This window comes from Runella sp., assembly GCF_965279615.1.
In the GTDB taxonomy this organism is placed as follows: domain Bacteria; phylum Bacteroidota; class Bacteroidia; order Cytophagales; family Spirosomataceae; genus Runella.
The window spans coordinates 4,720,270-4,732,263 of the sequence record NZ_OZ257252.1; the positions used below are offsets into that span (position 1 = coordinate 4,720,270).

General features: G+C 43.3%; 14 protein-coding genes. 5 read left to right on the top strand and 9 right to left on the bottom strand.

Features of this window, described 5'->3' with window-relative positions; all coding sequences use genetic code 11:
* Window positions 1-9: 9 nt before the first annotated feature.
* On the bottom strand, window positions 10-231 hold the full coding sequence (locus ACQY73_RS20240; RefSeq protein ID WP_428654266.1) for a PspC domain-containing protein: 222 nt from the start codon (window positions 229-231) through the stop codon (window positions 10-12).
* Window positions 232-529: 298 nt separating this feature from the next.
* On the opposite strand from ACQY73_RS20240, the gene ACQY73_RS20245 reads away from it, so the two are divergent.
* Window positions 530-724 carry a cold-shock protein gene (locus ACQY73_RS20245; protein ID WP_013927601.1) on the top strand — a complete coding sequence of 65 codons (195 nt, stop codon included), beginning with the start codon at window positions 530-532 and terminating at the stop codon, window positions 722-724.
* 160 nt (window positions 725-884) lie between these two features.
* Here ACQY73_RS20245 and ACQY73_RS20250 read toward each other — a convergent pair whose 3' ends face one another.
* On the bottom strand, window positions 885-2,075 hold the full coding sequence (locus ACQY73_RS20250; RefSeq protein ID WP_428654269.1) for a Gfo/Idh/MocA family protein: 1,191 nt from the start codon (window positions 2,073-2,075) through the stop codon (window positions 885-887).
* Between the two features lie 109 nt (window positions 2,076-2,184).
* On the opposite strand from ACQY73_RS20250, the gene ACQY73_RS20255 reads away from it, so the two are divergent.
* Together ACQY73_RS20255 and ACQY73_RS20260 are read left to right on the top strand one after the other, a co-directional pair.
* A complete protein-coding gene (locus ACQY73_RS20255; RefSeq protein ID WP_428654271.1) occupies window positions 2,185-2,730 on the top strand; it encodes a heavy-metal-associated domain-containing protein in 546 nt (181 codons plus the stop codon).
* Between the two features lie 17 nt (window positions 2,731-2,747).
* Window positions 2,748-3,236 carry a hypothetical protein gene (locus ACQY73_RS20260; protein ID WP_428654273.1) on the top strand — a complete coding sequence of 163 codons (489 nt, stop codon included), beginning with the start codon at window positions 2,748-2,750 and terminating at the stop codon, window positions 3,234-3,236.
* A 202-nt stretch (window positions 3,237-3,438) separates the two neighbouring features.
* On the opposite strand, the gene ACQY73_RS20265 is transcribed toward ACQY73_RS20260, so the two are convergent.
* The 5 genes from ACQY73_RS20265 to ACQY73_RS20285 form a co-directional block, all read right to left on the bottom strand.
* Window positions 3,439-4,410, bottom strand: coding sequence for an AAA family ATPase (locus ACQY73_RS20265; protein ID WP_428654275.1), 972 nt, complete (start codon window positions 4,408-4,410; stop codon window positions 3,439-3,441).
* A gap of 67 nt (window positions 4,411-4,477) precedes the next feature.
* Window positions 4,478-5,668: a DUF4350 domain-containing protein gene (locus tag ACQY73_RS20270; RefSeq protein ID WP_428654278.1), complete on the bottom strand. Its 1,191-nt coding sequence runs from the start codon at window positions 5,666-5,668 to the stop codon at window positions 4,478-4,480.
* A gap of 29 nt (window positions 5,669-5,697) precedes the next feature.
* Window positions 5,698-6,429: a DUF4129 domain-containing protein gene (locus ACQY73_RS20275; protein ID WP_428654281.1), complete on the bottom strand. Its 732-nt coding sequence runs from the start codon at window positions 6,427-6,429 to the stop codon at window positions 5,698-5,700.
* A 139-nt stretch (window positions 6,430-6,568) separates the two neighbouring features.
* Window positions 6,569-6,910 (bottom strand): c-type cytochrome, encoded by a 342-nt coding sequence (locus tag ACQY73_RS20280; protein ID WP_428654283.1) that lies wholly within the window; start codon window positions 6,908-6,910, stop codon window positions 6,569-6,571.
* Between the two features lie 104 nt (window positions 6,911-7,014).
* Window positions 7,015-8,322, bottom strand: coding sequence for an MFS transporter (locus ACQY73_RS20285; RefSeq protein WP_428654285.1), 1,308 nt, complete (start codon window positions 8,320-8,322; stop codon window positions 7,015-7,017).
* Window positions 8,323-8,431: 109 nt separating this feature from the next.
* Here ACQY73_RS20285 and ACQY73_RS20290 point away from each other — a divergent pair, with 109 nt between their 5' ends.
* Entirely contained in the window at window positions 8,432-8,899 is a 468-nt protein-coding gene (locus tag ACQY73_RS20290) for a regulatory protein RecX (protein ID WP_428654287.1), read from the top strand.
* Between the two features lie 7 nt (window positions 8,900-8,906).
* Complete coding sequence (locus tag ACQY73_RS20295; RefSeq protein WP_428654289.1) at window positions 8,907-9,830, top strand: hypothetical protein; 924 nt, start codon at window positions 8,907-8,909, stop codon at window positions 9,828-9,830.
* A gap of 24 nt (window positions 9,831-9,854) precedes the next feature.
* On the opposite strand, the gene argH is transcribed toward ACQY73_RS20295, so the two are convergent.
* Both argH and ACQY73_RS20305 read right to left on the bottom strand, forming a co-directional pair.
* Window positions 9,855-11,189, bottom strand: a complete 1,335-nt coding sequence (gene argH / locus ACQY73_RS20300; protein ID WP_428668509.1) for an argininosuccinate lyase — start codon at window positions 11,187-11,189, stop codon at window positions 9,855-9,857.
* A gap of 172 nt (window positions 11,190-11,361) precedes the next feature.
* Window positions 11,362-11,985 carry a hypothetical protein gene (locus tag ACQY73_RS20305; protein WP_428654291.1) on the bottom strand — a complete coding sequence of 208 codons (624 nt, stop codon included), beginning with the start codon at window positions 11,983-11,985 and terminating at the stop codon, window positions 11,362-11,364.
* Window positions 11,986-11,994 lie beyond the last annotated feature (9 nt).

An 11,994-nucleotide genomic window follows, 5' to 3' on the forward strand; every position in this document is an offset into this window, starting at 1 on the left:
GGCTCGGCATTATAATTCCCAAATAGTGGGATTATTATGCCGACGAAGATGTTTTCCCATCTCCATCCAGAAGGCCATCACCAGGTATACAATGATGGGAGAACCGAAGGTCAAAAAACTGGCGTATATAAAGTAGAGTCGGATACTGCTTGCCGAGATATTAAATATTTCTCCAAGGCGAGTACAAACGCCAAACACGTGGTTTTCAACAAAATAGCGGAAACGGTTCATCGCGTTTTTTAAGGTTTGAAAACGAAGGTAGTAAATCTATTCTTTAAAGTCAAGCATCTGAATAACAGAGCCTACGACTTGACTTCTAACAATTATTTTATATTTTTGTTTTAGCTCGGCATAAAACTTCATTCTCATAGCAAGACAAAGTAAGTCTTGGCGTGTGCCTAATTTTGAGCGTTCAAGCCTTTTGCTCAACGATTAGTTCTGCCACTGTCTTTGTTATGTTGGTGAAAGTGAGGTAATTAACGGCTGTTTGTTTAATTATTTCTTTCATTTTTTTAATTATTGTAGTAAAATGCAAACAGGAACAGTAAAGTTTTTCAATGAAGCCAGAGGGTATGGTTTTATTGTGGACGATGAATCTCAAAAAGAAATTTTTGTACACGTAACGGGCTTGGGCGGGGTCGTTATCCGCGAAAAAGACCGCGTAGAGTACGAAATCGTTGATGGTAAAAAAGGCTTGAACGCTACTAAAGTGAAGAAAATTTGATTTTTTCTTTACCCAGGAACGGTACGGGGAACTCTGGCAAGAGCTCCCCGTTTTTTTTGGGTCTACGCGTAGGGGCAGGCCTTGCGTCTGCCCGGTATCGCGTATAATTTGCAAGTAATTCAGCGTTAGCAAGGGCAGACGCAAGGCCTGCCCCTACAGGTTACAAATCGCGCTCAATGATTTCGTTGGTCTTTTTATCCTTCAATATCACTTTGTGACGACCGTCGTGTGTTACTTCTTCTTTGATCAAATAATAATCAGCGTCGTAATCAATTAGCGTTGTGACCGGCGTAAGGCCTTCCTGACCGCGCCAAACGGGTAAATCGACGGGTTCCCAAAGTTTGGTTTTGGCTGATTTATAAGCCGCGTCGATAATAGCATTGACAACATAGCCATCATAAAATGTTTCGGCAGGCTCTGTGCCTTCTTCTACCGACCGAAACATGTCGGTAAACATGTGATTGTAGCCCAGTTCGTTAACTTCATCACCTACCGGAAAAAGCCACCCCGTATTGCTTTCTGCTTTTTCAGCCACGTAATCGCCGCCTTTTCCTGTTGTAAATACTTCAAAACCGGTCCGCAGAAAGTTATTCATCCATATGGTTCCTTCGGTTCCCATTACCTCGTCGCGCAGGTCCATGCCGCCGCGAAATGTCCAACTTACTTCAAATTGACCGATGGCTCCATTTTCGTATTTGACAAGCGCAATGGCGTGGTCTTCGGCTTCAATGGGTTTTACCTGAGTGGCTGCCCAGCACATCACTTCTACGGGTTTGATGTCCTTTCCAATAAAATTTCGGGCAATTTCGATGCAATGGCAGCCCAGATCAAGGATACAGCCACCGCCCGCCATTTCTTTGTCCCAGAACCAGTTGCTGTGCGGACCGGGATGCGTTTCTCTTGACTTTGCCCACAGAATACGTCCCAAAGCTCCATTTTCTACCATTTGCTTTGATTTCAGGAACTTTGGAGTGTAACATAGATCTTCCAGATAACCGCCAAATATTCCCGCATCTTCGACGGCCTGCATCATGCGCAGGGCTTCGGCACCATTTCTTCCCAAAGGTTTGGTGCTTACAACTGCCTTTTTGTGTTTTACGCAAAGCATTATGGCGGTTTCGTGCAGGTTATTGGGCAGAGCTACACAAATCATTGTCACGTCAGGGTGCGCAATTACCTCTTCCATATCCGTTGACCAAAATGTGCACCCATAATCAGTCGCAAATTTTTGTGCACTTTCTTCGCGGCGGGCATAAATGGCCACGACGCGGTCACGGCCGCGCTGGCCGTGGATGGATTCTGCATAAAAACGTCCGATAAAGCCCGAACCAAGCATGGCAATCTTTTGCATAAAATCTGATCGTTGACGGTGAAAAATATTTTTATAAAAAAAGCAATTAACCTAAACTTTTTAATGGTGGTTTTTTGTTCGTACTTTTGCAATATAGTTGCAAATAGGCATGACAAGAATTATTTCGATAACATTAAATGTAGGATTAACAGGGCTTGTGCACCTGTTGTGTTGCTGGTTACCCTTATTGGTTGTTTTGTTTAACGGCGCTTCCATCGCGTGGCTTGCCGAATACCGTATTCCCCTGATCGCATTGCAGTTAGGGGCGTTGGCGTGGTCTTTCTATGATCTATATTTGCGCCATTCACACGAAGCGGCTTTGTTTGAGAAAAAAGTGTTTTGGGTAGCGGTGGGCCTTACGGTTGTGTTGAATCTAATTCCTCATCGGTATTTTCAGGCAGAAGAAGGTCGTTTGGCTCAGGCGCAGATGGAACGTATTCGCTCTACAAGGGTTGCTCAATTTGAGCTGAAAACCCCATTAACATCGGTAGAAAAGTTAAATAATACGCTTCAATCTGTAGAAGGTGTAGTACCTTCGCAAATCAAACTGAATGACGAAGTGGTTTCGGTGCGTTATTATTTAGGAAAAACGTCCGATGAAGCTATTTTGGCTACACTTCGGAAGCAGGGCTATCAAGTTTCAATGATCGACTAACCAAAGCTACTTTTACCATGACAAAACACGCTTATTCGCTGCTTACCCTTTGCGGCGTGCTTCTCAGTGCCTTTTTATTTTCTGCTTGCGGTGACAAAAAAGACCCCAAAATGGAAGAAGCCGGCAAGGTCCATTTAGAAGCAATGGCTATCGAAGAATCTATTCATGAACAGATTGAAGGAATAGATTCGTTAAAGATCGTGCTGAGTGATAAGAAAAAAACCTTGACCGACGCGGCGGCCATTGCAAGTTTAGATTCGACCGTAGCGGCATTGGATGCTGTCGCGAGTTCGTTTGAGTCTTGGGAAGAAAGTGTGGTGGAAGTACCCGGATTGCCCCACGAGCATCATCACCACGAAGGTGAGGAGCATGAACATCATCATAAGCCCGCTCCTGACCTGACGCCTGAGCAAATGCTTGAAGTGCAGAAAGAATCAAAAGCAAACATCGAAAAAATCAAGGCTGATCTGGCAAAGACCGAACAAATGGTCTCTAAAGTGCTTTAGTCTGTTATACTCAAAAGCCCGCCGATGAAGTATTTTTCACCGGCGGGCTTTTTATTGCAATAACAATGATTAAGTAGCCGAGCAAAAGTTTTCGGGTTTTTTCAAGGTAATATTATGGACGGGTCGGGTTGCTCACAACCCGACCCGTCTGCTCGGAGAATGGCCTATTGTTTCAAATACTCTAAAATTTATGCTCAAGTACTTAACGGGGTACTTCCACTTTTTGCAGCAATTGAGCTACTACATCGTCGGGAGTAGCGCCTTCCATTTCGCGTTCGGGCATCAGAATGATTCGGTGGCGAAGCACCGCAGGTGCAAGGGCCTGAATGTCTTCCGGTGTCACAAAATCCCGACCCCTGATGGCCGCAAGGGCTTTCGAACTATTCAACAAAGCAACCGACGCCCGTGGCGATGCACCTAAAAACAAGGATTTGTTATTACGCGTTTGCAAGATAATTTGGGCGATGTATTCCAATAATTTATCTTCTACGTGTACCTGATGCGTTTTTGCTCGCAATTCGGCCAACTGCTGAGGTTGTAAAATAGCCGTTATTTCGCTGATAGCTTCCGCCATGTTTTTACGTAGATGATGGCCGCGTAATACTTCCACTTCCTGCTCGGCAGTGGGGTAGCCAACCACTATTTTAAACAGAAAACGGTCCAACTGCGCTTCCGGCAAGCGATAGGTGCCTTCGTGTTCAACGGGGTTTTGGGTAGCGATCACGATAAACGGCGAACTCATCGGATACGTACTGCCGTCGATGGTGGCCTGACGCTCTTCCATTACTTCAAACAACGCCGATTGGGTTTTGGCCGGTGCTCGGTTGATCTCATCGACTAAAATAATGTTGGAAAAGATCGGTCCTTTCATAAACTCAAAATTGGCGAGTTTAGGATTAAATATCGACGTTCCCAAAACGTCTGAGGGCATAAGGTCCGGTGTGAACTGAATGCGGCTGAATTCGGTGTTGATGGTTTTGGCCAATAATTTAGCCGTCAGTGTTTTAGCAACTCCCGGCACGCCTTCTACCAATACGTGGCCGTCGGCCAGAATAGCGGTTAGGAGAAGTTCTATGGTGTGGTGTTGGCCAACAATGATTTTACCGATTTCTGATTTTATGGCCGAAATAGCTTCGCTAAGGTCTTGCAGGTCAATGCGTGATTCAAAATTCATGGATTGCAGATGGATTATAGATTCCGGGCGTTAAATGTTAGAAGTGGCTGAACAATAGCATTCAACCTCATTTTGTATTTTGGTAAAAATCTTCAATTCTTCGGTTCAGGCTCAATAAAGCGTATTCGGTAAGGATGCCGCTGCGCTCTGCATGGGCTATTTCGCCAAACAGCACATCGATCTCTAAGCGTGGTATGCCTGTTTTCATGGTCAATGTCTCTTTAAATTCTTCGTTGATCTCGGTGGTGCGCAAGCCAAAACGTTCGCGAATATAAAGCAGTAAATGCTGGATTTTCTTTTGGGCGATGTTGGCATGGTCGCTTTGCTGAAAATACATTTTTCCAATGGTTTTCACAAATTCAAGCGAGGTGTTTTTGGGCAACTCCATTATCGGAATAATGCGTTGTGTGCGTTTTCCGGCAAAAATGGCAAACACAAACAGTCCAAACAGAATCATATAATACGCCCACCGTAAAGGCGGCTGTGTCATGATAAATCGGAAGATGGATTGCTCATTATCGCCAAAACGGCCTTGTTTCAGGTATTCATCCCAATACGTAGGCTTAACGGGCAAATACGAAAGGCTCTTAAATGCAAAATCAGACGTGACGGAATCCAGCGCATAATAATTGGTCAAACTCAAAGGTAAATTATGCAGAAAGAAATACCCTTTTCCGTAGCCAACTTTCAGAAAAATAGGCTCATTGCGAGCATTTTGCGCTAAAACAGTGACATTTTTCGATTTTTTGACTAAGAAATAATTGCGACCGTCGTCCTGCGAAAAAACATACCCTTTCGATTTTTTAAATCTCGGATTTACAAAATTCATTACCAGTGCAGTATCACGCAACGTGGGCGCTTTGAGCGTAGCACGCACGTTTAGTATTTTGAGCAACGTATCCGAGAAATCGTAAGCGGAGATAAAGGCGTTGTTGCCTTTTTTGACATAATTCAGCAGTTGGACACGATCATTTTTGTCTACATCAAAATTTTGACAGACAAAAATATAATTGCTTTGGGCAGGTAACTTGCTTTCTGTGAGGTGATTGTAAATGGGCAGTCGTAAGGATTCTACGGCCTGATCGGTAAATACATCGGGCAGTAAATCATAGAGTGCCTTCGTACCAAAGGGTATTTTATCCTTATTTGAATAGGAGGAAGTCCAGTCAATCGGCTTAGGGCGATAGTATTCAAACAGCCCATAGCCGATGACAGTCAGCGTTAGAAACCAGAAATATTTGCTTCGTAAATTTTTCAAAAGATGATCAATCGTTGTATCGCCAATGATTAGATTTTTCCGGAGAAATTAGAAAATTCCTCTTTCAGTAGTCCAAATTCTGATTCTGAGACCGAAAATTCGCCATACCACACGTATTCAAATTGGGAGGTTAGGCGCTCAAAATCAGCTTTTAAACGAGGGTTGCCCAATTCATCTACATAAATACGGTTGGTTTTGGTGGGTTGCCAATGAATCAATTGCTTATCGGTCAATTGCTTAAGCGCACTTAAATAATACAAGCGTATGGCCAAGCGGTAATTGCGATTTTCGATGGCTTCCTCGATCAGTTTATTAAAATTCAACTCGTGGATATTTTCAGTGATACGATTATAAGCAAGCGGGTCTTCCTGCGCTCTGCGACCAAAAAGCCCGCCTAAAAATTCTGATTTGTAAAGCAACCAAATAGCAAAGCCACCAATAGTCGCTAAGATGATATATTGCCAGAAATTTTCATAGGCAGAACTCTCTAAAAAGGCTGATATTTTGCGCATGAGCCAATACCAAAATTTAGCCAGTGGATTTTCAGGGGGCGGCGCATCAGTATGGTAGCTGTAATCGCGGTCATTACGAAAGCTATCAAGGCGTTTCTCGGAAGGTGAACGCTGTACTATGCTCGACTCATCAAAGGGTGCCTGCACACTTGTTGTATCCGGCTTTTCATTTTTCTGCGCATAAACACAAACTCCCGTAATGGCCAACAGGATAGCAAGCGTAATTCGTTTAAGGACAGATGGAATCATACTGATAGAGAAAAAAGGAGCTGCCTGTTTTGGATGTATTTACTTTAAGTGTTACGGCATAAAATCATAAATGCGGTTAAAGCTACAAAAAAGCCGACGTTTTGCGTCGGCTATACAAACAGGAAAATAAAAAAGGGTATTATTTCTTTTTCGGAGCTAATGTTACGATCCATTGAGCAATTTTCAATGCTTCGTCTTTAGGCACGCTAGGCAGAGCTGTCATTGGAGGATAACCCGGCCAGTGGCTTGGTTCCGGCTTATAGATAAGTTCTACAATTTGTTCAGGCTTATATTTTTTCTTCGCCATTACTTCCTTATATCCCGGCCCAACTAATTTTTGGTCGGCTCGGTGACAAGCAAAACAGGTGTTTTTATTCAGTAATGCTTCAACATCTGCAGGAATTTTAACTTGCGCGTTTGCAACGACGGAACCGGCGCAAAAAATGGCTGCTACTAATAACATTTTGGTGACTCGTTTCATGCCAAGGAGGAATGTTTTGTAATGAAAAAAAGGGACTTAGATTTTAATGCAAAGCTATAACGTTTTCAGAAAGAATTTGTGTTAAAAAGACAAAAGTTTATTTTTTACATATCAACGGGTTTCATTTTGGGAACAAGCACGTTTATGATGAAAAGAGCTACCAAATACGTAGACCCCGCAATCAGAAATAGGGGTAAATAACCGAACTGAACCCTGACAGGACCGGCAATGGCCGCCAAAACAGCTCCGCCTACTGCCCCGGAAAACCCACCAATGCCCGTTACCATCGCAACCGCACTTTTAGGAAACAGATCAGAGGCAAAGGTATAGACATTGGCCGACCAACCCAAGTGCCCCGCTGCGGCAATGGCAATGAGGACTACAGCGATGTAAATATTTTGAGTTTGGGCTGCAAAAAAAATCGGTACAACACACAGCGCGCAAATCAGCATGGTCGTTTTGCGGGCGCGATTGAGATCCCAGCCCATTTTCATGAATTGAGACGAAAGCCATCCAAAGAACACACTGCCACCGTCAGAAATAATATAAATAACCATGAATGGCAAACCAATATTTTGAAGATCAAGTGTTTGGTCGAGCGATTCGCTGGAGTTAAAAAAATCGGGCAGCCATGTCAGATAAAACCACCAAATCGGATCTGCCATAAATTTGCCCACGATCAAAGCCCAGGTTTGGCGATAACGCAAAAGCCGCCACCACGTTAGGCGTCCCGCAATTTCTTCCTGTTGATTATCCTGTTGAATATAAGCCAATTCGGTAGAAGAAACTTTGGCGTGTTTTTCGGGACGTTGGTAGGTCATCCACCAAAATACCAAAACGCCCAGCCCTAAAACCCCCGTAGTGATGAAGGAAATACGCCAACCATATTGAAGCGTCATCCAGGGAATAACGGCTGCGGTAATTATGATACCGACATTGGTACCTGCATTAAAAATACCCGTAGCAAAGGCCCGTTCTTTCTTCGGAAACCACTCGGCAATGGACTTTATACTGGAGGGGAAATTGCCGGCTTCTCCTATGCCCAATACAAAACGGGTGATAGACAACCCCTGAAAAGAACCCACAAAGGCATTGGCAATACTTGCCATACTCCAGAGGCCGATTGCCACCGAAAACCCGCGTTTGGTACCTATCCGATCAATGAGCCAACCGATCATGATAAAGCCAAGTGCATAGGCAATTTTAAAAGCAGTATCTACCCAGCCGTATTGGATCTTAAAATCATTGAGGTCTGCCTGAGTCAGTGTATACGTAAGAGGGACCCCGAGCATTTCTTTCCTAAACGTATCGTCGAGCATCGCAAAAGAGAGTACGTTGCGGTCGATGTAGTTTATGGTAGTTACCAAAAAAAGCAACAGCACTATCCGCCAGCGGAAGTTGGTGGGGAGCATTTCATCTTAGGGGTTAAAGGTCGGAACGTACTTTTTGCAGCAAAACTTCTGCAATATACGGGGTATGTTGTAAATGTTATATGCTTATTTTTGTTAAAAAAATCCATTAATGACTGACCGTCAAAAATATGCCTTGCTGAAAGCCGCCTCATTTTGTGCTTATCAGGAGCGAACTGTGAAAGAAACCCGACAACGTTTGAACGACTGGGAGCTTTCGGAAGAAGAAATCGTGTGGGTGTTGGAAGAACTGAAAGCCCAAAACTACCTCAATGAAGAGCGATTTGCCCGGGCATTTGCGGGAGGGAAGTTTCGGGTAAAGAAATGGGGACGTCTTAAAATACGTCAGGAAATGAAGCTAAAAGGCGTACCTAATGATCTGATTCAAAAAGGATTAACAGAAATAGATGGCGATGATTATGAGGCAGTTTTGCGGGATTTGCTGGAAAAAAAAGCAAGAAGTTTACGGGGCGAGCCGACAGCCGTCAAACAAAAACTCGTGCGTTTTGCTTTGAGTCGCGGATTTGAAAGTGATATCGTCTGGGATTTGTTAAAATCAATTGCGTCGGAAGAAGACTAATTAAATTATGAGTAAAAAAATCATTGAACGTATTCATAAAGAGGCAAATACCGCTGATTTGCTTCCATTACTTACGGCAATGCCTTCTTCCGATCTTACTTCGTTGTTGATGGAAGTAATGCGCCGAAAAACCGAACAACTATCTCCCGGCGATTTGTTTAGAAATTATACTTCCAATCGATTTGTCAAACCGGCCGACGTTGATTTTGTGTCTTTTTCAGCGTTTCAACTTGGCCTTCTGCAAAAAGCGCAATCGGTTGGATTTTCCCCGCTTGAGCTTTCTCCCGTAAGCCCGTTAGGGTCGTGCGCGGCAGTAGCAACGGTCAATCAGGATAAAATTTTATCTGCTTTAAGAAGTACAGAGGTAGTAGCCGATGCTACGAACTTACTCGCGTTAGAAGCTGTAACTCGCCGAAAACAAACCTTTTTTGACCAAAACACTATTCGACTTTGTACCGTGCACCGGCATTTACGAACACCTTATGTAAAACTGCCTTTTACGGCTCATTTTAAGATATTTTGCATGGTAACGGCGGGAAAAGATACAGGAAGTTTACTTTTTGAAAAGCAACATTTAGTAGAACACATTCGATTTATTACTGATTTTTTAAAAAGCTTCCCGGCGGTTGAAGCCGTCAAAGTCGTTCTAAAATCAACTCAAAAAGAAAACACTTCCTTTGCGTCTTTGCGTGATACTGTTATGGAAGAAATAAAAGATGTGATGTTTGTGAAAGAAGAAGTAGAACAGCCTTATTATCAGATTATTCAATTCAAGGTCTTCGTAACCATTGCTCAAAAAGAAGTTGAAATCGCCGATGGAGGTTTCGTAGATTGGTCGCAAAAACTATCCAACAACCGCAAAGAACGTATGCTGACAAGCGGCATCGGGATTGAACTGTTGTTTAAATTATTAGACTTGGAAAGTTTGTAAGGATTTCCAAGTCTAAAATCTGAATTACTTCAATAGTTTTGTAGTCGCTGTATGCACTTTATCAAAGCCAAATTGCTTCATTTCAGCATTCATTAGTTCCGTGATTTGGTCATTACACAAATTTCCAATACTGCCTTCGTGTGTATGGTTAAGTGTACGCGAAGCTTTATACGTACCCTCGTTGATTTCTTTGCCTACCTGACGATACGCATCCCGGAAAGGGACTCCCTGCACCACCAATTCATTGACGCGTTCTACACTAAACAGCAAATCGTATTTCTTATCGGCCAACAGATCGGGTTTTACCTGAAGATGTTCCAACATAAAATGGGCAATATCCAAGCAGTCCAATATTTCATCAAAAGCCGGCATTAAGAGTTCTTTCAATAGCTGCATATCGCGGTGATAGCCCGACGGTAAGTTGCTCATTACCATCGTGATTTCGGTGGGCAATGCTTTTAAACGATTTGTTTTAGCTCGAAGAAGCTCGGCAACGTCGGGGTTTTTCTTGTGCGGCATGATACTGCTTCCCGTGGTCAGGTCGTCCGGTAATGTCACGAAGGCAAAATTTTGACTGTTGTACAAACATACATCCATCGCCATTCGTGAAATAGTTGATGAAAGGGCGGCAATCGCCGTCAGCGCTGTTTGTTCGGTTTTCCCGCGTGACATTTGGGCGTACACAACGTTGTAATGCAGCGTTTCAAAACCTAATAACTCGGTCGTCATTGTACGATTCAGCGGAAACGAAGAACCATAGCCCGCTCCCGAACCCAACGGATTTTTATTGGAAAGTTTATAAGCCGTTTGAATCATACTCATATCGTCTACCAATGCTTCTCCGTACGCCCCAAACCATAAACCAAAAGAGGAAGGCATGGCGATTTGCAAGTGCGTATAACCGGGTAACAGGTCATTTTTGTGTTGATTGGAACGTTTAATGAGCAAGTCGAACAGTTTTCTTGACGCCAAGGCAACTTCTTCCAAACGGCTTCGTGTAAACAATTTCATGTCAACCAACACTTGGTCATTGCGCGAGCGTCCGCTATGAATTTTCTTACCGACATCGCCGAGTTTACGGGTCAGCATCAATTCTACCTGCGAGTGAACATCTTCCACGCCGTCTTCGATTTCGAATTTTCCCTGAAGAATGTCTTGGTAAATATTCTTCAATTCAGTTTCCAGCGCCTGTAGTTCATCTTTTTTCAATAAGCCAACACTTTCGAGCATTTTGGCGTGGGCAATGTTGCCCAAAACATCATAAGGAGCTAAATATAAATCCATTTCACGGTCGCGACCGACGGTGAATTTTTCAATTTTTTCGGAAATCGAAGTTGTTTCTTTTTGCCAGAGTTTCATAGGAACTGCTCGGGTGGTCGAATCTTTAGAAGGTTTATTTTGTGCAAAAATGGCCGCCGCGTACGCCATTACAATGCCGAACGTCAAAAAAGTTTTCATCTTGAAGGAAGATCAGTAAAAAGGAATGCGGCCTTTTGGGGCGAAAGATACAAGTTAAGGCTGAATAAGTAAATTATTCGCCGGCCCACAAAATAGTTTGCTGAATGCCGCTCGGTCGTTTTCCGGAGAAAATCTTGGCGTCCGTAATCAAACTTTGGTGTTCTTGAAGAAATAGTTTGAACTGATAGAGTTCTTTTAGCTGTGCTTCAAAATGCGTTTTTCTATCGTAAACTTCTTCATACACTTCCTTAAAATCCGTTATCAGATAGCGCAGTTGACGAATGCCTTTTTTGTAAAAAGCAGGAAGGTAAAAATTCTGGTGATCGTGTTTATAACGCCCCGGTTCGTAATGAGCAGTCGTTTTTAGGTCAACCACTTCATCTTTTCCCAAGACATCCGCATAGCCATAGATCAATACGTCGTCGATTTGGTATTGACAATACACCTGTGTTTTAATAATCGGCTTGGGAAGTCGCTGCCGAACAGTTTGAAGGATTTGTAAATCAAATTGGTCTTCCCCGATTCCTTTCAAGACGGCATCTTCGAAAGATACACCCCGCAGCTGGGCTTCTGTAGAAGGAATCTTTACTCGATTAATGCGGTCCAGCAAATCCTGCTCACTGAGTTTGCCCTGCAAAAACCGTGAATAGGTATTGAGCAGCGACGGATAAAAACGGTAAGCGATCTTGGAGGGCATTTTCAAATG

Coding starts and splice junctions, on each gene's coding strand:
- ACQY73_RS20240 (WP_428654266.1), bottom strand. CDS start 231: ATGAACCGTTTCCGCTATTTTGTTGAAAACCACGTGTTTGGCGTTTGT.
- ACQY73_RS20245 (WP_013927601.1), top strand. CDS start 530: ATGCAAACAGGAACAGTAAAGTTTTTCAATGAAGCCAGAGGGTATGGT.
- ACQY73_RS20250 (WP_428654269.1), bottom strand. CDS start 2,075: ATGCAAAAGATTGCCATGCTTGGTTCGGGCTTTATCGGACGTTTTTAT.
- ACQY73_RS20255 (WP_428654271.1), top strand. CDS start 2,185: ATGACAAGAATTATTTCGATAACATTAAATGTAGGATTAACAGGGCTT.
- ACQY73_RS20260 (WP_428654273.1), top strand. CDS start 2,748: ATGACAAAACACGCTTATTCGCTGCTTACCCTTTGCGGCGTGCTTCTC.
- ACQY73_RS20265 (WP_428654275.1), bottom strand. CDS start 4,410: ATGAATTTTGAATCACGCATTGACCTGCAAGACCTTAGCGAAGCTATT.
- ACQY73_RS20275 (WP_428654281.1), bottom strand. CDS start 6,429: ATGATTCCATCTGTCCTTAAACGAATTACGCTTGCTATCCTGTTGGCC.
- ACQY73_RS20280 (WP_428654283.1), bottom strand. CDS start 6,910: ATGAAACGAGTCACCAAAATGTTATTAGTAGCAGCCATTTTTTGCGCC.
- ACQY73_RS20285 (WP_428654285.1), bottom strand. CDS start 8,322: ATGCTCCCCACCAACTTCCGCTGGCGGATAGTGCTGTTGCTTTTTTTG.
- ACQY73_RS20290 (WP_428654287.1), top strand. CDS start 8,432: ATGACTGACCGTCAAAAATATGCCTTGCTGAAAGCCGCCTCATTTTGT.
- ACQY73_RS20295 (WP_428654289.1), top strand. CDS start 8,907: ATGAGTAAAAAAATCATTGAACGTATTCATAAAGAGGCAAATACCGCT.
- argH (WP_428668509.1), bottom strand. CDS start 11,189: ATGAAACTCTGGCAAAAAGAAACAACTTCGATTTCCGAAAAAATTGAA.
- ACQY73_RS20305 (WP_428654291.1), bottom strand. CDS start 11,985: ATGCCCTCCAAGATCGCTTACCGTTTTTATCCGTCGCTGCTCAATACC.